We start from the raw sequence: 20924 nt of genomic DNA, 5'->3' as shown, positions 1-20924 counted from the left end.
GCTTACTTAACGAGGTTTGCGATTTTCTGAGCTGCGTCAGCCATGCTGTCGCCGCTTACGATGGTGAGGCCAGAGCCGTCGAGAGTCTTCTTACCGGCGACTACGTTGTTACCTTCAAGACGAACGACGAGCGGAAGCTCGAGGCCGACTTCCTTCACTGCTTCCACGATACCGTGGGCGATCACATCACAGTCCATGATGCCACCGAAGATGTTAACGAAAATGCCCTTCACGTTGGCATCGCCGAGGATGATCTTGAACGCCGCAACGACTTGCTCACGTGTCGCACCACCACCTACGTCGAGGAAGTTCGCTGGGCTACCGCCGAAGTGCTGGATGATGTCCATGGTCGACATCGCGAGTCCCGCTCCGTTGACCAAGCAAGCAATGCTGCCATCGAGAGCGATGTAGGAAAGGTCGGCCTTAGAGGCTTCGATTTCCTTGGGGTCCTCTTCGTTGAGATCGCGTAGGGCAACAATCTCGGGGTGACGGTAAAGAGCGTTTGAGTCGAAGCTGACCTTGGCGTCGAGGGCCATGACTTCTTCGGATTCGGTCGTGATCAATGGATTGATCTCAATCATGTCCGCATCCTTTTCGCAGTACATCGTGTATAGATTGCGAATGAGCTTGGCCGCATTCTTGGACTCGAGCTTGCTAAGGCCGAGCTTGGTGACGAGTTCGCGGACCTGAAAGTCTGCGAGACCGTAACCTGGGTCGATGAATACCTTGAAGATCTTTTCTGGCGTGTTCTCAGCAACCGCTTCGATATCCATACCGCCTTCGGTGGAAGCAACGATTACCGGGCGTGAGCTTGCTCGGTCGAGGAGTACTGCGAGGTAGTATTCCTTCTTAATATCCGCGCCTTCGGTGAAGTAGATCGTCTGTACCTTGCGGCCCGCTTCGCCCGTCTGGATCGTCACGAGCGTATTGCCGAGCATCTTGTTCGCGTAGTCGAGGGCTTCTTCTTTGGTCTTAGCGAGCTTTACGCCGCCTTGGAATCCGTCGGTGAAGGTTCCCTTGCCACGCCCCCCCGCATGTATTTGGGATTTCACGACAACCAAGCCTTCGCCAAGGGAGTCGATGCACGTCCCGAACTCATCACTCGAGCTCGTAGCGGCCCCCTTTGGACAAGGGATGCCGTATTCTTCAAATAGCTGTTTCGCCTGGTATTCGTGAATATTCATAGCCTTTGCTGGAAAATTAGCGGGACCAGAGCAAAACCACTATTGGGAGGTTAATCAACCCCCCAACGCTCTAAAACGAACTTTAGAAGCCCCAATCCAACTAGGGCATTAGCTTCTTTCAGCAAAATAGCGAAAGACGCTCATGTTCGAGCGTCTTTCGAGGGAAAATCCTACAACTTCAGATCGCCGAGCAAGCGCTGCGTCAGGAAATTTGCCTGCATTGTGGACACCTCTTTGATGCCCTTCTTCGCCAGAGCAATCAACTTGGCCAATTCGTCCTCCGAGAAAGTCGCTTCCTCGCCCGTGCCTTGCAGCTCCACGAACTCACCCTTGCCTGTCATGACGACGTTGAAATCCACGCTCGCGTCACGATCTTCAACGTAAGGCAAATCAAGCACCGGCTCACCTTCGTAAACGCCCACGCTTACTGCCGCCACTGAATCGCTAAACGGATTCTCCTCCAGCTTACCTTCGTCGATCAGCTTTTGAACAGCCAGCCGAGCCGCCAAGTAAGCGCCCGTGATCGACGCAGTACGAGTACCGCCATCGGCCTGTAGCACATCGCAATCCACCCAAAGCGTATGGCCCGGCAACTTCTGCAGATCGATAACCGCCCGCAACGAACGACCAATCAGGCGCTGGATTTCGATACCCCGACCGTCCTGCTTGCCACGCGACGCGTCACGCGTCTTACGGTCGAGCGTGCTGTAGGGGAGCATCGAGTATTCCGCAGTCAACCAGCCACCTGAAACGTTTTGCGCACGCATCCAACCCGGTACGCGTTTTTCCAGCATGGCTCCGCAAATCACCTTCGTATTGCCAAAACTCACTAGCACCGAGCCAGTGGCATTGGCCGCGAAGTCCGCCTCGAACTTGATATCACGCAGGGCGTCACACTCACGCCCGTCAGGTCTGGAAAAACTGCTCATGTCCGGGCAGCACAACTCCTCCCCGCCAGCCACACAACCCAAATTCTCAGCAAAGCCGCACACAAAGAAGGTTTGAACTTTTTCCCGTCGGAACGATCATCAACTCACTATCATGAAGCCAACTCAAACTCCCAACCGACCCGCTTCAACCATGCGACTCATCCTCGGAATATCCTTAGCTCTCGCCACTCCGTTTATCGCTCTCGCCGAAAACCTCAACTGGACGACCCAAGAACAGCACTTCCAAGCCGACTTCGACGACACGGAAATCATCGCAAACTACGCGTTCACAAACACCAGCCAGGAGACGGTTGAAATCATCGAGACCAGCGCCACATGCGGCTGTACCGTTCCGACCTTGGAAAAGCAAAGCTACGCCCCCGGCGAAAGCGGCGAGCTCAAAGCGGTTTTCACCGTAGGCTCACGCCAAGGCAAACAACGTAAAGCCATCACCGTCGCCACCAAGGATAGCGCCGGAGCGGAAACCACCTACGAGCTCAAGCTAGACATCGACATTCCCGTTCCCGTCACCTTCAAACCCCGCGTCCGATTCTGGAAGGTTAGCGGCGAGGCCACGACCCAAGAGATCGAGGTCACCTTCCACGAGCAAATGCCCATGTCGCTAGCAAAGCTCGCCAACAAAGATCCAGACGAACCAACCAATTTCGACTACCAGATCGAAACCCTTGCCGACGGACTAAAGTACAAGATCAAACTCACCCCCAAGAAGCCGGACAAGAAATCCCGCACCACCTACTACCTCGTCAGCGAACAGGACGAGAAAAACATCCTCAGACGGTATCCAATCTACGCCTACGTGAGGTAACCCCCGTAGCGCGGAGCTTCAGCCCGCGTCCACAGCGCAGATTCGAACGCCCCCAAAACGTGGGCTAAAGCGCCGCGCTACCCTAAAACGAAAAGGCCGCCCATCACAGGCGGCCTTCAAAATTTTCTAAATCTGTCGAAGCAGCCTACAGCATGCTGCCCGGCTTAACCTTGAGCGATTCAGGGAACTTCTTCGTCCACTTCGCGGTGGCACGCTTGAACTGAGTCACCTGCTTGCCCGCCGCGCCAACGAAACGGGAAGACTCGGAAAGCAGCTTCTCGAGCTGCTTGAGATTGAGCGGGATACGCTCGTCCGCAGCCAAACGCTCAGTAAGCTTCGCCTCGCTCGGACGCCCTTCGCGGATTTCCTTACTCGCAGCCAACGCATTCTCCTTGATCGCCAAGTGAGCCGTCTCGCGACCGGTACCCGCCTTAACAGACTCCATCAATATAGTAGTCGACGCCAGGAATGGAAGCTGCACCGCATTCTCAGCCGCAATCGCCTTCTCAAACGCGCCCATCTGTCCGAGCACGGTGAGGAACGCTTCGAGCAAGCCATCAATCGCAAAGAACGCATCCGGCAACATCACGCGACGTACCACGGAACAAGACACGTCGCCCTCGTTCCACTGACCGCCAGTCAAGCCAGCCGCCATCGTCGCGTACCCCTTCAAAATCGTACCAAAACCGTGAATACGCTCACTCGTACGGCAATTAACCTTGTGCGGCATCGCGGAGGAACCGACCTGTCCCTTCTTGAAACCTTCAGTCATCAGACCTTGACCAGCCATGAGACGAACCGTCGTAGTCATGTTCACAGCGGAAGAGGCAAGTTGCTCAAGAGCGGAAACCGTATCGAGATCAAGACTACGCGGATAAACCTGACCCACATTAGTCATCACGTTGCCGAAGCCGAGGTGCTTCACGATCTTCTCTTCGAGATTCGCTACCGCTGTCGCGCTACCATCGAAGAGGGTTTGCTGATCGAGCTGAGTTCCCACCGCGCCCTTAAGACCACGAGCTGGGTAACGCTCTACCAAATCATGCAATCGCTCGATGCCGATCAAAAGCTCCTGACCCGCCATCGCCAGACGCTTGCCCAGAGTCGTCGCCTGCGCCGGCACGTTGTGCGTGCGGCCAGTGATCATCAGATCCTTGTACTCGACCGAGCGTTCGCAAAGACGATTGAGAGCCGCGATCGCCTTTACGCGGATCTGCTCGAGCGAACGCAAAACCTGGAGCTGCTCCACGTTTTCCGTCAAATCGCGGCTGGTCATACCAAGGTGGATGTACTCGTGACCCGCCAGACCATTGAACTCCTCGATGCGAGCCTTCACGTCGTGGAGAAGCTGACGCTCGCGGGCGTCGATGCTCTTCACGTCGATCGACTTCTTAACCTTCTCGTAATCCTTGATCGCCTTGGCCGGGATCTTAAGGCCGAGCTCACGTTGCCCCTTCATGACCGCGATCCAGTAATCGCGCTCGATCAGGATGCGCCCTTCGGGCGACCAAATTGCCTTCATCGCGCCGGAAGCATAACGCTCCGCCAACACGTTCGGTATAACTGACTCAGACTGTGCCATAGGAAAAAAGAGCCCAAACCCTAGCTTTTCAGCCCTCCAAGGAAAGCTTTTATTCTACACGCGAAACAACCGGTACCCTCCTCTCGCAAATAAAAATCTCGAAATCCTCGCCAATCTCCATCTCCTGCCAAAGTCACACCTCCACAGCCATGAGCGGAAACGAAGAACAAACGCCACGCGTCCCACGCAAATTCAGACCAGAACCCTTCGGCTACCACGAGATCGTCGAGCTCGATATCGAAACCCTCACCAACATGGGGCAAGGACTCGGCCGCATCAACGACTGGGTCGTCATGGTCCGCTTTGCCCTGCCCGGCGAACGCGTAAAAGCCCGCGTCTACCGCAACGATAAAAATTTCTCGGAGGCCGACCTCGTCGAAGTCCTCACCCCGTCCCCTGAGCGCATAGAAGCCCCTTGCCCCGTCTTCACGGAATGCGGCGGCTGCCAGTATCAGCATTTCGAATACTCAGCCCAACTCGAGTGGAAAACACGACAGGTCAAGGAGTTGCTCTGGCACATGGTACGAGTGGAACATCCGGTTCTGCCCGCCATCGCCTCCCCAAAACTCTACGGCTACCGCTCGAAACTCACCCCCCATTTCCAGCTTCCCCGAGGCGACAACCCCATGACGATCGGCTTCCTCAAGGCCGGCACACGCTCGCGCTACGTGGAAGTCGAACATTGCCCGCTCATCTCCGACGAGATGAACGAAACCCTCACCCGGGTCCGCGCCAAAACCCGAGCCCGCCACCAGGAAAAACCATTCAAAAAAGGCGGCACCCTCCTCATTCGCGAACACCTGGACGGCGTCTCAACCGACCCCAAGCAGACCATTCGCGAAAAGGTCGGCGACATCACCTTCTCGTTCATCGCGGGCGAGTTCTTCCAAAACAACCCCTCCATCCTCCCCGCATTCACTGGCTACGTACGAAACAAGGCTCGCGAAGCAGGGGCGAAGTACCTAGTCGACGCCTACTGCGGCTCCGGACTCTTCACCCTAACCGCCGCCCAAGACTTCGAGCAAGTCGTCGGAGTAGAGGTCTCAGAGCAGTCCATCGAGTACGCCCAGAAAAACGCCGCCGACAACCAGATCGAGAACGCGAGCTTCGTTCTGGGCGACGCGGCCTCTATCTTCGAACACATACAATTCGAGGGCAGCGATTCGGCCGTCGTCATCGATCCGCCACGCAAGGGCTCGAGCGAGGATTTCCTCAATCAGCTCATCGACTTCGGGCCACGCTCAGTCGTCTACGTCTCCTGCAACCCCGCCACCCAAATGAGGGACCTCAAAGTCCTTCTAGAAGGCGGCTACGCTATCGACGAGATTCAGCCCTTCGACCTCTTCCCGCAAACCCGCCACCTCGAGTGCGTGGTCGTGCTTAAAAAGCAAGACTAGTTGTCGCCCGCGAGCAGGCGGTGAACCACCTTCTCGAGCAAAGCCGGCTTAAACGGCTTTGAAATCGCCGGGTACTCCTTACCCGCGACCGTCAGACGCGCTTCCTTGTCCGGAGCCGTCTTCTTGCTCAGCAGAGACGTCAAAAAGAGGACCTTCAGGTCGTGATTCGCCTCGGTCGCGCAGATCTGCTTCACCGCCTCGGACCCGTGCATATCCGGCAGCAAAACATCCACGATCATCAGATCAGGCTTTTCCTTCAGGGCCATCTCGATCGCGAAGCGACCCTCGTGGCTCTCGCGGACATCGTAGCCTTTCGTTTCTAGGAAAGTGGATACAAGACGAGCAGAGGAACGGTCGTCTTCGAGCAGGATAATCTTCTTAGTTTCTTCCATCGGTGGTGAGTCAGTCCCCTATCTATCGACCAAAATCCACATTTCAGAACCCCGTTTTAATGCTTCAGCGAAAGCCCCCTACGGGAAGACCTCAGTTTAGCGACGCTTTGACAGATGTAAAAGCCTCACGGCTCTAGGGCCTTTATCTTATCCCGAACCACCGCGGCCATCTCGTACTCCTCGCGGCTTACATACTCGTCAAGTCGACGCTTCAAAGCCTCGATCTCCTCCGGCGAAACTTCCCGAGCCTGACCATTCGGAACTTTTCCGACGTGAGACTCCCCTCGATGCAGCTTCTTGATAACTGGATCGAGCTTCGCCTCAAACACCTCGTAGCACTTCGGGCAACCGAGGCGGCCATGCTCCTTGAAGTCCGACGGCGTCAAGCCGCAGCCCGTGCAGGCACGCTCGTTGAGCTTAGGCCCCTTAGGCTTCTTGCCTCCATCTTCAGTCCCGACGATGTCCCAAGTCATCCCTTCCTGAATTTCCTTCGCCTTCGGGCAATTCGCGCAGACCCCCATCTTTACAGCTTCACCATCAACGACCTTCGTCAAATGGATCGTAGCGGGAGATTGGCATTGGGAGCACTTCTTGGGACGGGTTTCACTCATAGGGTCAAATTCTGGCCTTCCCTATACTTCGGCCCGATTCCCCCTAAACCTCAGTGAAAAGATCCAATTTCCGCACAAAATATAAGCCAACCCGCCTCCTCAGCTCGACACAGACAACCCCCTCCCGCATACCAAGCCCATGTCCGAACACATTGCCACTCTGAGCTGGGAACGCGGAGAAACCGCATTCGACTACAAAAGCTACTCCCGCAACCACAATTGGGACTTCGGAAGCGGAGTCACCGTCACTGCCTCAGCAGCGGAACAATTCCTCGGCGATCCCGAGCAAATCGATCCCGAGCAAGCCTTCGTCGCCTCCCTCGCGAGCTGCCACATGCTTACCTTCCTCGCCATCTGCTCCATGAGCAAGATCACCATCGAAAGCTACAAGGATCGAGCCGTCGGGCACCTCGCCAAAAACGAAGCCGGCAAACTCGTCATCACCCGCGTCGACCTCTACCCAGAGATCGTATTCGCCGAAGGAAGCGCCCCCAGCCAGAAGATGCTCGAACGCCTCCACCACAAAGCCCACGCCGACTGCTTCCTCGCCAACTCCGTCACCTGCGAAATCGTCACCCATCTCCCGAAATAGGATGGGAGAGTAATTCCGCAGCGAATACACTGCATAATTTTCCTAAATTCTTTTTAGGGGAATTTTAGAGTCGCGTGTCTTCACATATGCAGAAGGCGCGGCCGCGTCTTCCTGCACTCCTTACGCCACGAACACCTAAACGTGCTTTTAGCGAGACAACGCTGAAGCACGGTTCAAAGCGACTACCCCTAGAGCAAAGCTACCCTCTCTCGACTCCGAACTAAGGCGTTAAGGCGGAGCTATGCTCACAACCCACCTATAACCCAACTGGAAAATGATAAAACCCAAGTTCCTAAGGCCACTGTGCCTTGCATTGCCCGCCTTGATTCCCGGAATCAATGCGTATTCGCAAAGTGACGACAAAGACATCGTCTTCGATCTCTCCCCATTTCACGTTGAGGCGACTGATGACGAGTTCTACGAAACGACCAACTCGCAAGCGGCCACCCGCATGAGCGTTCCCCTCAAGGACGTACCCTTCAACCTCCAAGTCATAAACCAGCAGCTCATTGACGATACCATGGCATTTGGTGGACAGCCTCTCGGCTTCGGCGGCGGCGCCAATCGTGAAGCGGTGAGCTGGTCCGGAGCAGTGGAAGGCAAAAGCGTTCGTGGATTCAACACACTCGAATTCCTTCGCAACGGATTCCTGAGGTATTCAGATAATGGATCTGCCACAATCGAAAAGGTCGAAATTATCAAAGGACCTAACTCAATCCTAGACGGCGTCACAAAACCAGGCGGCGTAATCAACGTAGTCACCAAAAAGCCGAACCCACACCGTGACTTTTCCAAATTCAAGTTCGTCTACGGAATCCCACTCGACCGCATGGTCGCGAACTTCGACTTCAATCGCCGACTGTCCATGCGCGAGGACGGCGAGGCGTTCGCCACTTTCCGTCTGGTTGGCGGGATCGAGCGCTCCGAATACGTCACGAAATACCGCAAGCGTAAATTGGAAAACATAATGCCTTCGCTCACCTTCAACTTTACTGAAAACACGCTCCTAGGCATCCAACACGAGTACTACAAGGTAAATGGCGAACGCGGCAACGGCGACGACGCTTTCGGTAACCGAGTCAACGTTGACGATCCCAACGGCTTACGCGGTGAAGTCCCCTTTCTTCACTACTACAACGGGAACTACGAAGAGGGACAAATCAAGCAATACATGAGCTGGGGCGGGCCTGACCTAAATGAAGCGCACCCCGAGGTCGTCAACGATACGCTCGTATCGTTCGAACACCGCTTTCAAGACAACCTCGTATTCAATTTGGACTACAACTATCACAACCGTAAGGTGAACTGGGGTACCACACTCAATAACCAACGCACACAAGTCGATCCCGTCGACGGTATATTCCCAGAAGATGGAACCCCATTTCGCTGGCGTCGTCGCTTCCAGGATAACAAGCGCACTCAAATCGTCGAAGGCTTCAGAGGGCAACTCGCATGGTCCTTCGACGCCGGGGAGCAAACCCACCGCTTTGTCGCAGGATTCCTCAACCAAGAGGAACACTCGAACGGACATTCCGACTACCTGGTGGGCGGCGAAGACCTTTTCAACAACGGAGTGTTCTTTGGCAACAACTCGATGGAAGACGCGATCGCCGCTGGACCGGATGGAAAACCGGATCCACTTTGGGACCGCTTCCCTCTCTTCGAGGCAGACCCCGATCTCCGTTTCCCCACTGGCGGCCAGTTCATTCCATGGGGCGACAAGTGGCACAAGTACGTCGACACCACTTCATTCTACCTCAACCACCACACAAAGTGGTTCAATGACAAGCTCACCACCCTGGTCGGGGTGTACGACGCATCACTCGACATCTCCAACCCCATCTACAACCGCACTCGCGAAGACGTACCACTTGGCGATCTCGTCCGTGAAACCGGATTCGACGAAGGAGAAGCCATGCCGCAAGTAGGCGCAGTGTATTCAATAAACAACACACTTGGAATATACGGAAACTTCTCTCGTTCGATGAGCGACAACGGCGGAAAGGAAGACGGATTCAAAAATCCCCTTGGCCCCAAACAAGGAGAAATCCACGAAATCGGAGCAAAGTTCACCACCAACGACGGCAAGGTGAGCGGCGTCATCAGCCTTTGGGAAATAACCGAGTCCAATTCCGGTCAATGGGACGAGTATGCGCCAAACGAAGACAATCCAACTGGGGACCCCGATGACACCGAGAACCCTCCAGGAGCTTGGGTCGCAGTAGGTGAAGTCACCGCCAAGGGCCTCGATGCCGACTTCTTCTTCTACCCGATAAAGAACTTCAACACAGTACTCAGCTACGGATACAAGACCAAGGAAACAACCGAGGACCTAGACGCCAGCCGCATCGGACGCCCTCACAATATCTACAAGCACAAGATCAGCTTGTTCAACAAATACACCTGGGCAGACGGCCCGCTTGCCGGCATGTCAGCAAACCTAGGACTGACCTACCGCAGCAAGCGGCAGCGGCACCACGACCGCTTCGGAGCGCCCGCCTACGAAGACCCGCGCTTCGGCCTTCAAGCCGGAGTCGGCTACAAGTGGGAAGGTGATCACATGAATTACAAGGTTCGCCTCACAGCAAAGAACCTTGGCAAATTCACCGAAAGCTCATCCGGCTACATTCCTGGCACCCGCGATGCCTACTACCAAGAATTACCGGCCGAATATCTGCTTTCATTTGATATTGAGCACTAAGAAAAGAACCAGTATTTGACAGAATCAGCCCGAGCTCGAACTTCGAGTTCGGGCTTTTTGTCCCTTCCCCACCCCAAAAGGCAAGTTCTCCGACTAACCTAGTCATAGAAAGCGTAACGACCCATGAAAATCCGCGTCCCACGTATCCACTCGCTTCTCACAGCCATCTGTCTCGGAATCCTCTCAAGTTATCCCTCACCGTCGGATGCCTCCTCTCCCCGACAAAAGCATAGGATCAACTTAGAATGGAAATACCATCGAGGCGACTTGGACTCTCCGCCGATCAGAAATGCCTTTAACGACTCGAACTGGGAAGATGCTGTTCTACCTCATACATACAAACTTACATCCATCAACCTGGACGACAATTCCGACAAAAGCGACCAGCCAACCTTTCACCGGGACATCTCTTGGTACCGTCGAACAATAAAACCTGAGTTCACACCAGGGCAACGAGTCTTCCTCGAATTCGAAGGGGCCCACCAGAAGACCGAACTTTGGGTAAATGGCACCTACGCAGGGGAACACGCGACCAGTGCCTACACACCTTTCCATTTCGATATCACCGAACTCGTGCTTCCCAACCAGGAAAACACCATCTCCCTAAAACTCGACAATCGAAAGACAGATCAAATCCCGCCGGACGGGCACATATGGGACTTCGTTCTTTTCGGAGGTCTCTACCGAGATGTCTATCTCGTAGTCAAAGACCCACTACATCTGACCTTTCCTTGGGAAAAACGCGAAGCAGGGGTCGCTATTACCACCCCTTCGGTTAGCAAAAGAAACGCAACCGTATCGATCCGAAGCACCGTCCGCAACCAAAGCACATATGTGCGAAACTTCACCGTGGTCAACCGTATCATCAACGCTGGCAACGTCGTCGTAAAAAAACTCGAAAAGCAGGCGACCGCAGCTCCCGGCTCAGACACCACCTTGATCACCACCGGTGGAATCGACGAAAATCTAAGACTTTGGTCGCCGAACGACCCTTATCTCTACCGCGTAAACACTCAGATTATTTCAGACGGCCTCATAGTCGACTCAGTCGACAACCCGCTCGGATTTCGTTGGTTCGAACATCGCCTCGGAGAAGGATTCCTCCTCAACGGAGATCCACTCAAATTGATAGGAACCAACCGTCACCAACAGTATCCATACATTGGCGACGCCGTCCCAAACAACCTCCACCGATCCGACGCCATCAAAATCAAAGAAGCTGGCATGAACATCGTTCGGCTCGCCCACTACCCGCACGATGATTCGTTTCTCGACGCCTGTGACGAGCTAGGAATTTTGATCGCTGAAGAACCTCCCTCCTGGATGGAACTCGGCCCAAAAATCTGGATGGATCGTCTCGAAGAATCCACGCGAGTTATGATCAGAAACCACCGTAATCATCCGTCCGTTTGGGGTTGGGGGGCAGGTATCAACCACCGCGGTCCCGTCAAACGCCTACACTACGCCGCCAAAGAGGAAGATCCCTATCGCGTGACGATGAACAACGGCACCGTCTGGACTGGTCAACAGCACTCCGGGATAACAGATCTGTACGCGGTCATGGCCTACAAGAACCCGGATCGCCCCGAAGGTGAGCTCATGTTCGCCATGGAGCATAGTGGCTCCATCGACACCCGCGAAACCGAGGAATTCATGAATCGTTACATGGGGGATCCAAACCGCATCGGTACCGCCCTCTGGAGCGCCCATGACAACTACTCCTTCAAAAAACGAGGCGGCAAGTACACCAACCTCTCGCGTTGGTCCGCCGCCACATGGGATGCCTTCCGCCTCCCGAAGCCAAACTATTTCTGGTACAAAGCCCAACTGAGCACTGAACCCATGGTTCGCATCGGCGACTACCGAGCACAAAAAGAGGACGAGATCATCATCTTCAGCAACTGCGATTCCGTGGAGCTCTTCCACAACGGAAAGAGCCTCGGAGCCAGAACAGCCGAGCGCCACAGCAAGAACGAACACATCCCCGCTCCTTCGATAATCTACCCGTTCGCTTGGAAAGACGGCATCCTCGAAGTAAAAGGCTATGTGGATGGTGAAGCCGTCGCGACACACTCGGTTCGAAAGCCAGGAGAGCCACATCAAATCGACCTGCAGTTCGATACCGATGGGTTTCATGGATACGCCGACGGCACTAGCATCGTCATGGCTTACGCTCGAGTGCTCGACAAAAACAAGCAGATCATCGACGCGGATACTCCACTTGTGAGCTTCGATATCGACGGCCCCGCAGAGATCGTTGGCGATAACACGATCGGAGCAAACCCTGTCACATGGGAAAATGGAGTAGCTCCAGTCCTCATACGTATAGGCCGATCAGCCGGTACAATAACGCTCAAAGCAAGCTCGGACGGACTAAAGCCAGATCAAGCGAAACTCGACATATCCGGGCCAGAACACGCTCCTTCGCTTACCGCTAAACCCTTCTTCGAACCTCTTCGTTTGCGAGTCGACTTCGGCAACATCCAACAACACATCGAAGATGAATGGTTGGCTTGGACCGACGGCGCGCCAGACACCGAAGAAAGAACGATTAGAGGGAACTGGACCGCTTGGACCGAAGGAAGAAAAGACGTATCCAAAAAGTCATTCACTTCGAACATTGGATTAAAAATTGAAGCGACGATCTCAGGCAACGGCACCCCCCTTAACTGGACCCATAACTGGGGAATGCCTGGCGATCTGTGCTTCATGGCAGAAGACTCTGTATCCACCGAGGCAAACGGAGGAGAAATCTCACTAAAACTCAAGAATCTGCCTCAAGGGACCTACCAGATAAAGACGTGGCACCATATCGCGAATCGGGGAGATGCTGAGGTGCCGACGCTTCAAATAAAATCGTCAGATGCGGTTCATAATTCTAAAGTTCGGCACGCCGCTTTCCTACCGAGTTATGGAAGTGCGATCAAAGTGTCCTCGGCTGGTATCGGCGGCAAGGGAGATGGAAATTCGAACAAAGCAGCCAGCACCTTCGCCCTCACAGAGATCGTTTCTAACGGAAGGGATGCCATAACGCTGTACTTATCCGCAAATGAGACTTCCGGAACGATCAGCCTCTGCGGATTCGATCTAACCCAAACAAAGTCAGAGTAGACAGGAGCCGCACCGCCAGGCAGTTTATGCGTTACCCGCAGTGATCCCATATTTCCTTTAATGGATCTTATCTCCCCATGTGTCTGAATAATCGACAGAGTTCACTCCCCGCCTTAAATGTCAGAACAAGATGCAGAACACGCCCGATGGTTTGTTGAGGAAGTCCTTCCTCATCAAGGGGAACTGCAATCCTGGCTCTCACGTCGCTACCCCACTATTGCTGATCCGGACGATCTCGTGCAGGACGCATTTTCTCGGATTCTGAAAGCTCATAGCTCAGGCCCGATCGCCAATCCCCGAGCTTTTCTCTACGTCACAGCCCGAAATCTAGCGCTCAACAAGATCCGACACCTTCGCTACGAGCGCCCGCAAGGACTCGATCCCGTAGATCCGCTCACAATCGTCGACGATAGTGCAAGCCCCAGCGAAACCACTGCTTTGAGCGAAGAGCTCCAACACCTAATCCAAGCCATCCAAAACCTGCCCGAGCGCTGCCGCCAAGTTATGACCCTGCGCAAAATCTACGGTCTTTCCCAAAAGGAAGTGGCTCGCAAACTCGGTATATCAGTCAACACGGTCGAAGCACAAAGCGCCATCGGACTACGCAAGTGCATCGCCTACTTCAGGAGCCACGGCTACCTGACGCGTTACAGCAAATGAAAACGCCTCCCCAACAACCAAACGAATTTTCCGACATCGAGGAAGTAGCCGCTCTCTGGGCTACTCGTATCGATCGGGGTCTCACAGCAGAGGAGCAAGACGACTATATGCAATGGCTCTCAGAGAGCCCCCGGCATCGAGAAGCCATGCGGCTTTTCCAGTGGGCATGGGATGAGTTCGACCGCCTAGCCGGCCTTCAGACCTCGCACGAAGCCGTTCCAGATCCCGACCTCCTAGCGCCCGGCAGCCGGTTCACTCGTGGATCAAAGATCCGCAAGCTCCTCAAATTCAGTGCCTTCGTGCTGCCCACAGCGATCGCAGCTGCTCTCGCGATCGCCTTCTTCCTTGAACCAGATGATCGGAGCGAACCGCAGTTGGCGACTCAGATCGCGGCCCCAAGCTTCCAAGCTCGCATAGAGAAGCGCACGCTGGAGGATGGATCACAAATCGAGATAAATAGAGGAGGCCTGGTTCAAACTCTTTTCAGCAGCACCGAACGCCGAGTCGTCCTCGTTCGGGGCGAAGCGAACTTCACCGTGGTGAAGGATCCCAGCCGCCCCTTCATCGTGGAAGCAGCCGGAGCATCCGTTCGCGCGGTCGGCACCCAGTTCAACATGAAGCTCGGCGACGAAGCTCTCGACGTAATCGTGACCGAAGGCATCGTCAGCGTGCAAGACACGCTTGCCGCCATAGCTCCTGCTGCCAACGACCAACTTCTTAGGGTAAATCAACAGGCGATCGTCACTCTCGACTCGGGCGACAGCCAAATAGAAGTTACCACATTGAGCTCCGATCAAATCGAAGCCGCTCTCAGCTGGCAGCCCAAGCTGCTCGACTTCGATTCCGCCCCGCTACGCGAAATCGTAGCCGCCTTCAATCGAAGCAACAGCATCCAAATCCTGCTGGGTGACAGTGAACTGGAGAACATCGAGCTCAGCTGCGCCTTTTGGTCGGACAACACGGAAGGATTCGTCCGCCTCATGGAATCCAGTTTCAACATGCAGGCTGAGTGGCTCAGTTCCCGCGAACTCATTCTCCGCTAACCCTTCGACGTGAGCCCCATCCGAGCCATATCTCTGCTCACAGGTATCGTCCTGACACTTCTCGCCCTACAAGCTTGCGGGGCCAATTCCGGACAACGAATCGAAGTCCCCTCTGGAGACGCCACCATCACGCTACTAGAGTTCGCGCGACAAGCTAAGGTAGAAATCATTTTCGACGCCCAAAGCGTATCGGGCATCCAAACTCAATCTGTTATGGGCAAACACCTGCCTAGCGAAGCGCTCGACCTGATGACCACCGATACCCCCCTGGTGGTTGACCAGGACGAACACACCGGAGCCTTCGCTATTACTCGTAAAACCTAGACAGCACCCAACTCTTTCACCATACCCCAGCCGTTGCGAAACGCCTGGTTCGCGACACGATTAAACTACACCCAGACTGAGACCGACAGGAGCACATCCCCATGCTGCTCGCGACTCGCCGCTTATTGATACAATCCCTTTCCCTTATCGCGCTCGCTGTAGCCAGCGTGCCTTTTGCGTGGGCGGACGCCAGTATCGACTTTGACATACAGCCCGGCAAAGCATCCAAGACACTCAAAGAGTTCGCGAGACAAGCCGAGCTCAGCATCGTCTTCGACTCCAGGAGCGTGAGAGAGGTGGAGACCAATTCGGTCTCAGGAGCGCTATCCGCGAAGCAAGCCCTCGCCCTCCTGCTTGAGGGGACAACACTCGTCTTCGAGCAGGACGAGGAGACCAATGCATTTGCCGTCCTCCGGAACCAAGTCGCAATAGACGAACCGAAGGCGCCAGCTCCAAGAAAACAGAAGCCCCCCCCAAAAAAGCTCCCGCTCAAAATTCGACGAAATTCTTGATGCCGAAAACGGAAAGTTCTTTACGCTCTCACCCTTCGTAACCAACGCCGACGAGAATCCTGGATACAAAGCCACCTTCACCCAAAGCGCCACCGGACTCGACGTCCCGCTCGAGGACATCCCCTTCAACCTTCAGGTGGTAACTCGGGCCTTCATAGAAGACACCATGGCCTACGGAGGGCAACCCCTCCCATTCGGAGGAGGAGCGAACCGCGAGGCAACCTCATGGCTAGGCACCATCGACGGCAAAGGCGTTCGCGGATTCGACACTCGCGAATACCTCCGCAACGGATTTCTCCGCTACTCAGACAACGGATCGGCAACGATCGATCGCATCGAAGTCATCAAAGGCCCCACCTCAGTCCTCGACGGCGTCACGAGTCCAGGAGGAGTGATCAACGTGATCACCAAGAAACCGATTCCCAACTATGATTTCACGCGCTTGAACTTCGTCTTCGGCAGTCCCTTCGATCGCATCGTCGCGAACTTCGACTTCAACAAACGCCTCACCCCCAACCGCGCCGAAGGCTTAAAAGCGACGCTTCGCCTCGTCGGAGGCTACGAGGAATCCGGCTATCTAACCGAACATCGCAACCGCCGGCTGGAGAATGTAATGCCTTCGCTCCTGTTGGAGTTTACCCCACACACGCTTCTCGGAATCCAGCACGAGCACTATAAGGTGAATGGCGAAAGAGGAAACGACATCAGAGCCCTACGCACCACCGTAACCGAAGAGCACCCCTCAGGCCTAGACGGCGAAGTCCCAATCCATTTCGCCTACGGAGTTCCCCAGAACATGTCCTGGGATGGTCCCGATATCAATACACCTGAAGTCGCCAAGGATACTCTCATATCCTTCCAGCACCAGTTCTCGGACGATGTCGTATTCAACATCGACTACAACTCCCACAGTAGAGTTTCCAACTGGGGCCCGGTCACCTTTACCGGAAGCGTGGTTGAAATCGACGAAGCCCCCTACTGGCAACAGTCTTGGAGAGAAACAGAACGCGACCAGTCCGTAACCGGCCTCCGCATCAACCTCGCCAGCAAACTCTCACTCAAACAATCAGAACACCGATTCGTATTCGGCTTTTTAGGACAAGAAGACATCAACAACTGGCAATCCCAGAACTACCTCAACGAAGAGGGCGAAATTATCCAGCAACGCTTCTCCCTGTTTGATCCAAACCCTGCTCTCTTCGCCCCCATACCATCCCGCTTAGAGCTCTCACCCAACAAACGAGACGACACCTTCACACAATCTCTCTATCTCAATCATCACGCAAAGTGGCTAGATGGCGCTCTCATAACCCTCTGGGGGGTCTACGACACACGGCTCGATTCAGAAACGGAAAGGGTCAACCGAGGAGAAGGATTCGCCATCGCCCCCAATAGCGAGTACCAATCTCACAAGACAATGCCGCAGGCGGGCATCATCTATTCGCCTATCCAAGACCTCGGCATCTACATCAACTATTCTCAATCCATGCAGGGCAACGCCGGACGCTTCGACGGCTGGGGGAATTCGTTTCCAGAAACGCCAGGTGAGATTCGCGAGATCGGCAGCAAGTTCACCCTCGCCGACGGAAAGGTCAGCGGCACCGTCAGCCTCTTCGAGATCAAAGAAACGAACCGAGTGGTCTTCGACTGGTTTGCCCCCAATCGCGAAAACCCAACCGCAGATCCCAATCTACGCCGAGGAGCGAACGTATCCTTCGGAGCTCTGGAGTCCCAAGGAATCGACGCCGACATCCATCTCACTCCAAACAAAAACATCAACGCCGTATTCAGCTACGGGTACAAAGATATCGAAATCACCTCTGATCCCGACATCTCACGCATCGGCCAAAGCACAGACAGCTACAAACACAAAGTCAGCCTATTCGGGAAACACATTTGGAGCGATGGAGCCCTTGGCGGCTTGTCCGCGAACGCGGGTCTAATCTGGAAAAGCAAACGGCAACGGGAAGCAGACCGATTCGGAGCTCCTTCGTACGCAAAAGACCAATACAAGCTGCAGGCTGGATTCAACTACTCCTTCTCATTCGGCGAGATCAACTACAAGCTAGGATTCACAGCCAAAAACGTGGGCAAGCTTAGCAAACGCTACTACGGCTATGTCCCAGGCACCCGAGAGCCATACTATTTCGACAGCCCCTCCGAATATCTGCTCTCTTTCGATCTCGAATACTAGCTCAGAATTGAACTAACGCAACGCAAGCTCGCCATGAGCGCAATTCGTGCTACAACAGTAGCACGATTTCCACGTCCTCACGTATCCACCATGGCTGACATCATCAACACTCTCAATGGCATCATCTGGTCAAACTGGCTCGTTGGCCTCTGCCTCCTCACCGGGCTTTACTTCACCTTCGCGACTCGCTTCCTGCAGGTTCGCCAAATCGGAGCCATGGTGCGCTACCTTTTCTCCGGAAAGGAGTCCGAGCAAGGCCTCTCCTCCTTCCAAGCCTTCGCCCTTGCGGTTTCCGGACGAGTCGGCACCGGCAACATCGGAGGCGTCGCCATCGCGATCGCCGCAGGAGGACCGGGCGCCGTTTTCTGGATGTGGCTTATCGCCTTCCTAGGCGCTGGATCCGCTTTCGCCGAAGCGGCCCTCGCCCAGGTCTTCAAGCAAAAGATCGACGGCGAATACCGCGGTGGTCCCGCATACTACATCGAGCAAGGACTCGGCACCAAGTGGTACGCCGTCATATTTGCCATCTCCACCGTCATCGCCTGCGGGCTCCTCCTCCCTGGCATCCAATCAAACGCCATCGGCAGCGCCGTCGAAACCGCCTTCGGCGTAGACCCTAAGATTACCGGCATCGGCATCATCGCCCTGCTCGGCCTCATCATCTTTGGAGGCGTGCACCGCATCGGGCACGTCGCCCAGCTCGCCGTGCCCTTCATGGCCCTAGGCTACGTGCTGGTCGCCCTCATCGTCATCGTGGCCAACATCTCCCAAATCCCCGCCGCCTTCGCTACCATATTCAGCTCAGCCTTCGGGACTGACGCCGTCCTCGGCGGCATCATTGGAGCCGCCATCCAACAAGGCGTGAAGCGTGGCATCTTTTCAAACGAAGCAGGGCAGGGTACCGCCCCAATCGCAGCCGCGACCGCCGAGGTCAACCACCCCGCCAAACAAGGCCTCGTACAAGCCTTTTCCGTCTACGTTGACACATGGTTCGTCTGCACCGCCACAGCCTTGATGATCATCGTCACCAACTCCTTCAACGTCGTAGTCGAAACAGCAGAAGGAGCGAAAGAGGCCATCGTGGAAAATCTCCCCGGAGTCGCCTCCGGCCCTGCTTTCACCCAGCACGCGGTCGATACGCTTTTGCCAGGCTTTGGCTCTGCATTCGTGGCGGTCGCCCTGCTCTTTTTCGCCTTCACGACCCTGCTCGCCTACTACTACTACACAGAGTCAAATCTCGTCTACCTACTCAAATCCGGTTCGGCCCGCAAAAACGCCACCCAAGTCGTCCGCCTCGTATTCCTCGCCCTCATCTACTACGGCTCAATCAAATCAGCCGAACAGGTCTGGGCAATGGGTGACATCGGAGTTGGACTCATGGCCTGGCTCAACCTGATCGCGATCCTTCTGCTCAGCCCCACCGTCTTCCGCTGCCTGAAGGACTTCGAGTCCCAGCAAAAGTCCGGTCAAGATCCTAGCTTCGATCCCGAAGCCGCCCAAGTCCCCAAAGCCACCTTCTGGAAAAAGTAACGCCCATCGCCCCAAAGGGCTCCGCTGCAGGCTAAAACCTAGCACCCAAAACCCATTACCAGAATATTTGAGCTAGGCTCAAATATTCCACCGCGTCTTCGCCTTCTGGGTCGGCTTGTGAACTTTGAAGAGCTTCGGATCGTGCTCCCGATTGGCGTGCTCGGCGGTATCCTCGTCGAGCTCCTTGAGCAGTTCCATGACCTCGACGAGCGCGTGAGACTTAGGAATATCGCGAGCATTGCTATGGGCGTAATGGCCTTCGCAATAAATGTGTATCGCCTTGCCAATTTCCTTGGCTGCCTCCCTCACATGGTCATTGATAAAGCCATCATCATTCGGTTCGTATCGCCCTTTTTCCATAAGCCCCAAACCCAACTTTCAACCACATCACTGTAAACCCTAATCCAACATCCAACCCGGGAACCTGACACCCGAAACCTGGAACCTTCTTCAAATGACAGACAAAAAGATCTCCTTCATTGGCCTCGGACGCATGGGAGCCAACATGGCTCGCCATCTCAAAGACAGCGGCTACACCATTGCCAGCGTCTACGACGTCTCCAAGGAACTCACTTCCTCCATCGCCGAAGAGCTCTCCGCTACCGCCGCCAGCACCACCGCCGAAGCGATCGAAGCAGCCGACATCGTATTCACCGTAGTCACAGACGACGCCGCCATGCGCTCCATCTTCACCTGCAAAGGGCTCGGCAACGCAGCCGGCAGGCTGTTCATCAACTGCGCTACACTCTCTCCGCACGCCCACACGTCCGCCGCCAATGCGGCCGCCACAGCAGGAGCCGAAACACTCGAAGCCGCCATGGCCTCCTCCATCCCCCAAGCCCGCTCCGGCAGCCTCTACCTCATGATCGGTGGCAAAGAAGCAGTCTTCGAAACCTACAAACCACTTCTCCAAGACCTGTCCTCTGATCTCGAATACATCGGACCTGTCGGTTCCGCCGCGAAAGTAAAGGCCCTCGTCAACATGGTCATGAACATCAACACCGCCGCGCTTGCAGAAGGCCTCGGACTCGGTGATGCCCTCGGACTCGACCTCGAAAAGCTCACGAAAGTTTTCTCAAAAACCGGAGCCAACTCTCGCGTACTCGAAACCGATGCGGAGGACATGCTCATTCGCGACCACGACTGTTTCTTCTCCGCAGCCCATGCCGCCAAGGACTCCGGTATCGCCAACGCCCTCGCAGCGGAAAACGATGTATCCGTTCCACTATCACAAGCCACCGAAGCTCAGTACCAAAAACTAATCGCTTCCGGAAAAGGAGAGCTCGATAAATCCGCCGTCGCGGAGCTCACCTTCAAAGGCCGAAACGAAAGCTAG

19 protein-coding genes are annotated in these 20924 nt (G+C 55.1%); 12 read left to right on the top strand and 7 right to left on the bottom strand.

The features are described from left to right. Nucleotides 1-2 precede the first annotated feature (2 nt). Nucleotides 3-1184: an ADP-forming succinate--CoA ligase subunit beta gene (gene sucC, locus JIN87_RS02110; RefSeq protein ID WP_200353858.1), complete on the bottom strand. Its 1182-nt coding sequence runs from the start codon at nt 1182-1184 to the stop codon at nt 3-5. A gap of 170 nt (nt 1185-1354) precedes the next feature. After that, nucleotides 1355-2113: a ribonuclease PH gene (gene rph, locus JIN87_RS02105; RefSeq protein WP_200353857.1), complete on the bottom strand. Its 759-nt coding sequence runs from the start codon at nt 2111-2113 to the stop codon at nt 1355-1357. A 112-nt stretch (nt 2114-2225) separates the two neighbouring features. Between rph and JIN87_RS02100 the strand changes: the two genes are divergently transcribed. Then, nucleotides 2226-2939 (top strand): DUF1573 domain-containing protein, encoded by a 714-nt coding sequence (locus JIN87_RS02100; protein WP_200353856.1) that lies wholly within the window; start codon nt 2226-2228, stop codon nt 2937-2939. Between the two features lie 145 nt (nt 2940-3084). Here JIN87_RS02100 and purB read toward each other — a convergent pair whose 3' ends face one another. Further along, complete coding sequence (gene purB, locus JIN87_RS02095; RefSeq protein ID WP_200353855.1) at nt 3085-4521, bottom strand: adenylosuccinate lyase; 1437 nt, start codon at nt 4519-4521, stop codon at nt 3085-3087. A 149-nt stretch (nt 4522-4670) separates the two neighbouring features. Here purB and JIN87_RS02090 point away from each other — a divergent pair, with 149 nt between their 5' ends. Then, nucleotides 4671-5918, top strand: coding sequence for a class I SAM-dependent RNA methyltransferase (locus tag JIN87_RS02090; protein ID WP_200353854.1), 1248 nt, complete (start codon nt 4671-4673; stop codon nt 5916-5918). On the opposite strand, the gene JIN87_RS02085 is transcribed toward JIN87_RS02090, so the two are convergent. Together JIN87_RS02085 and JIN87_RS02080 are read right to left on the bottom strand one after the other, a co-directional pair. Beyond that, nucleotides 5915-6310, bottom strand: a complete 396-nt coding sequence (locus JIN87_RS02085) for a response regulator (RefSeq protein WP_200353853.1) — start codon at nt 6308-6310, stop codon at nt 5915-5917. The two genes, JIN87_RS02090 and JIN87_RS02085, sit on opposite strands and share 4 nt — an antisense overlap. A 125-nt stretch (nt 6311-6435) precedes the next feature. Further along, nucleotides 6436-6921 (bottom strand): UvrB/UvrC motif-containing protein, encoded by a 486-nt coding sequence (locus JIN87_RS02080; protein WP_200353852.1) that lies wholly within the window; start codon nt 6919-6921, stop codon nt 6436-6438. Between the two features lie 139 nt (nt 6922-7060). Here JIN87_RS02080 and JIN87_RS02075 point away from each other — a divergent pair, with 139 nt between their 5' ends. From JIN87_RS02075 to JIN87_RS02045, 7 genes are all read left to right on the top strand, one after another. Continuing rightward, nucleotides 7061-7513 carry an OsmC family protein gene (locus JIN87_RS02075; RefSeq protein WP_200353851.1) on the top strand — a complete coding sequence of 151 codons (453 nt, stop codon included), beginning with the start codon at nt 7061-7063 and terminating at the stop codon, nt 7511-7513. Nucleotides 7514-7787: 274 nt separating this feature from the next. Then, nucleotides 7788-10214: a TonB-dependent siderophore receptor gene (locus JIN87_RS02070; protein ID WP_200353850.1), complete on the top strand. Its 2427-nt coding sequence runs from the start codon at nt 7788-7790 to the stop codon at nt 10212-10214. Nucleotides 10215-10337: 123 nt separating this feature from the next. Then, nucleotides 10338-13325, top strand: a complete 2988-nt coding sequence (locus tag JIN87_RS02065) for a glycoside hydrolase family 2 protein (RefSeq protein ID WP_200353849.1) — start codon at nt 10338-10340, stop codon at nt 13323-13325. 117 nt (nt 13326-13442) lie between these two features. Beyond that, nucleotides 13443-13985, top strand: coding sequence for an RNA polymerase sigma factor (locus JIN87_RS02060; RefSeq protein ID WP_200353848.1), 543 nt, complete (start codon nt 13443-13445; stop codon nt 13983-13985). Continuing rightward, nucleotides 13982-15028 (top strand): FecR family protein, encoded by a 1047-nt coding sequence (locus JIN87_RS02055; protein ID WP_200353847.1) that lies wholly within the window; start codon nt 13982-13984, stop codon nt 15026-15028. The genes JIN87_RS02060 and JIN87_RS02055 overlap by 4 nt, the downstream gene beginning before the upstream one ends. A 9-nt stretch (nt 15029-15037) precedes the next feature. Beyond that, nucleotides 15038-15352 (top strand): hypothetical protein, encoded by a 315-nt coding sequence (locus JIN87_RS02050; RefSeq protein ID WP_200353846.1) that lies wholly within the window; start codon nt 15038-15040, stop codon nt 15350-15352. A gap of 101 nt (nt 15353-15453) precedes the next feature. After that, on the top strand, nt 15454-15864 hold the full coding sequence (locus JIN87_RS02045; protein ID WP_200353845.1) for an STN domain-containing protein: 411 nt from the start codon (nt 15454-15456) through the stop codon (nt 15862-15864). Nucleotides 15865-15892: 28 nt separating this feature from the next. Here JIN87_RS02045 and JIN87_RS02040 read toward each other — a convergent pair whose 3' ends face one another. Further along, nucleotides 15893-16048 (bottom strand): hypothetical protein, encoded by a 156-nt coding sequence (locus tag JIN87_RS02040; protein ID WP_200353844.1) that lies wholly within the window; start codon nt 16046-16048, stop codon nt 15893-15895. Here JIN87_RS02040 and JIN87_RS02035 point away from each other — a divergent pair. Continuing rightward, nucleotides 16031-18058, top strand: a complete 2028-nt coding sequence (locus JIN87_RS02035; RefSeq protein ID WP_200353843.1) for a TonB-dependent siderophore receptor — start codon at nt 16031-16033, stop codon at nt 18056-18058. The genes JIN87_RS02040 and JIN87_RS02035 overlap by 18 nt on opposite strands. Nucleotides 18059-18148: 90 nt before the next feature. After that, on the top strand, nt 18149-19588 hold the full coding sequence (locus JIN87_RS02030) for an alanine/glycine:cation symporter family protein (RefSeq protein ID WP_345780777.1): 1440 nt from the start codon (nt 18149-18151) through the stop codon (nt 19586-19588). 78 nt (nt 19589-19666) lie between these two features. Here the strand turns inward: JIN87_RS02030 and JIN87_RS02025 are convergent, their stop codons facing one another. Then, the gene (locus JIN87_RS02025) at nt 19667-19948 is read right to left on the bottom strand and encodes a hypothetical protein (RefSeq protein WP_200353841.1); all 282 of its coding nucleotides are present in this window, start codon (nt 19946-19948) and stop codon (nt 19667-19669) included. 64 nt (nt 19949-20012) lie between these two features. Between JIN87_RS02025 and JIN87_RS02020 the strand changes: the two genes are divergently transcribed. Further along, the gene (locus JIN87_RS02020; protein WP_267909332.1) at nt 20013-20924 is read left to right on the top strand and encodes an NAD(P)-dependent oxidoreductase; all 912 of its coding nucleotides are present in this window, start codon (nt 20013-20015) and stop codon (nt 20922-20924) included.

Origin of the sequence: Pelagicoccus mobilis (assembly GCF_016595505.1) — a bacterium.
GTDB classification, from domain to species: Bacteria; Verrucomicrobiota; Verrucomicrobiia; order Opitutales; family Opitutaceae; genus Pelagicoccus; species Pelagicoccus mobilis.
Note: the sequence above shows the minus strand (reverse complement) of the source record. Positions and strands in the feature narration are given on the sequence as shown.

Bases quoted from the DNA above. Each gene is read 5' to 3' on its own strand.
- sucC (WP_200353858.1), bottom strand. From the start codon at position 1,184: ATGAATATTCACGAATACCAGGCGAAACAGCTATTTGAAGAATACGGC.
- rph (WP_200353857.1), bottom strand. From the start codon at position 2,113: ATGAGCAGTTTTTCCAGACCTGACGGGCGTGAGTGTGACGCCCTGCGT.
- JIN87_RS02100 (WP_200353856.1), top strand. From the start codon at position 2,226: ATGAAGCCAACTCAAACTCCCAACCGACCCGCTTCAACCATGCGACTC.
- purB (WP_200353855.1), bottom strand. From the start codon at position 4,521: ATGGCACAGTCTGAGTCAGTTATACCGAACGTGTTGGCGGAGCGTTAT.
- JIN87_RS02090 (WP_200353854.1), top strand. From the start codon at position 4,671: ATGAGCGGAAACGAAGAACAAACGCCACGCGTCCCACGCAAATTCAGA.
- JIN87_RS02085 (WP_200353853.1), bottom strand. From the start codon at position 6,310: ATGGAAGAAACTAAGAAGATTATCCTGCTCGAAGACGACCGTTCCTCT.
- JIN87_RS02080 (WP_200353852.1), bottom strand. From the start codon at position 6,921: ATGAGTGAAACCCGTCCCAAGAAGTGCTCCCAATGCCAATCTCCCGCT.
- JIN87_RS02075 (WP_200353851.1), top strand. From the start codon at position 7,061: ATGTCCGAACACATTGCCACTCTGAGCTGGGAACGCGGAGAAACCGCA.
- JIN87_RS02070 (WP_200353850.1), top strand. From the start codon at position 7,788: ATGATAAAACCCAAGTTCCTAAGGCCACTGTGCCTTGCATTGCCCGCC.
- JIN87_RS02065 (WP_200353849.1), top strand. From the start codon at position 10,338: ATGAAAATCCGCGTCCCACGTATCCACTCGCTTCTCACAGCCATCTGT.
- JIN87_RS02060 (WP_200353848.1), top strand. From the start codon at position 13,443: ATGTCAGAACAAGATGCAGAACACGCCCGATGGTTTGTTGAGGAAGTC.
- JIN87_RS02055 (WP_200353847.1), top strand. From the start codon at position 13,982: ATGAAAACGCCTCCCCAACAACCAAACGAATTTTCCGACATCGAGGAA.
- JIN87_RS02045 (WP_200353845.1), top strand. From the start codon at position 15,454: ATGCTGCTCGCGACTCGCCGCTTATTGATACAATCCCTTTCCCTTATC.
- JIN87_RS02035 (WP_200353843.1), top strand. From the start codon at position 16,031: ATGGCCTACGGAGGGCAACCCCTCCCATTCGGAGGAGGAGCGAACCGC.
- JIN87_RS02030 (WP_345780777.1), top strand. From the start codon at position 18,149: ATGGCTGACATCATCAACACTCTCAATGGCATCATCTGGTCAAACTGG.
- JIN87_RS02025 (WP_200353841.1), bottom strand. From the start codon at position 19,948: ATGGAAAAAGGGCGATACGAACCGAATGATGATGGCTTTATCAATGAC.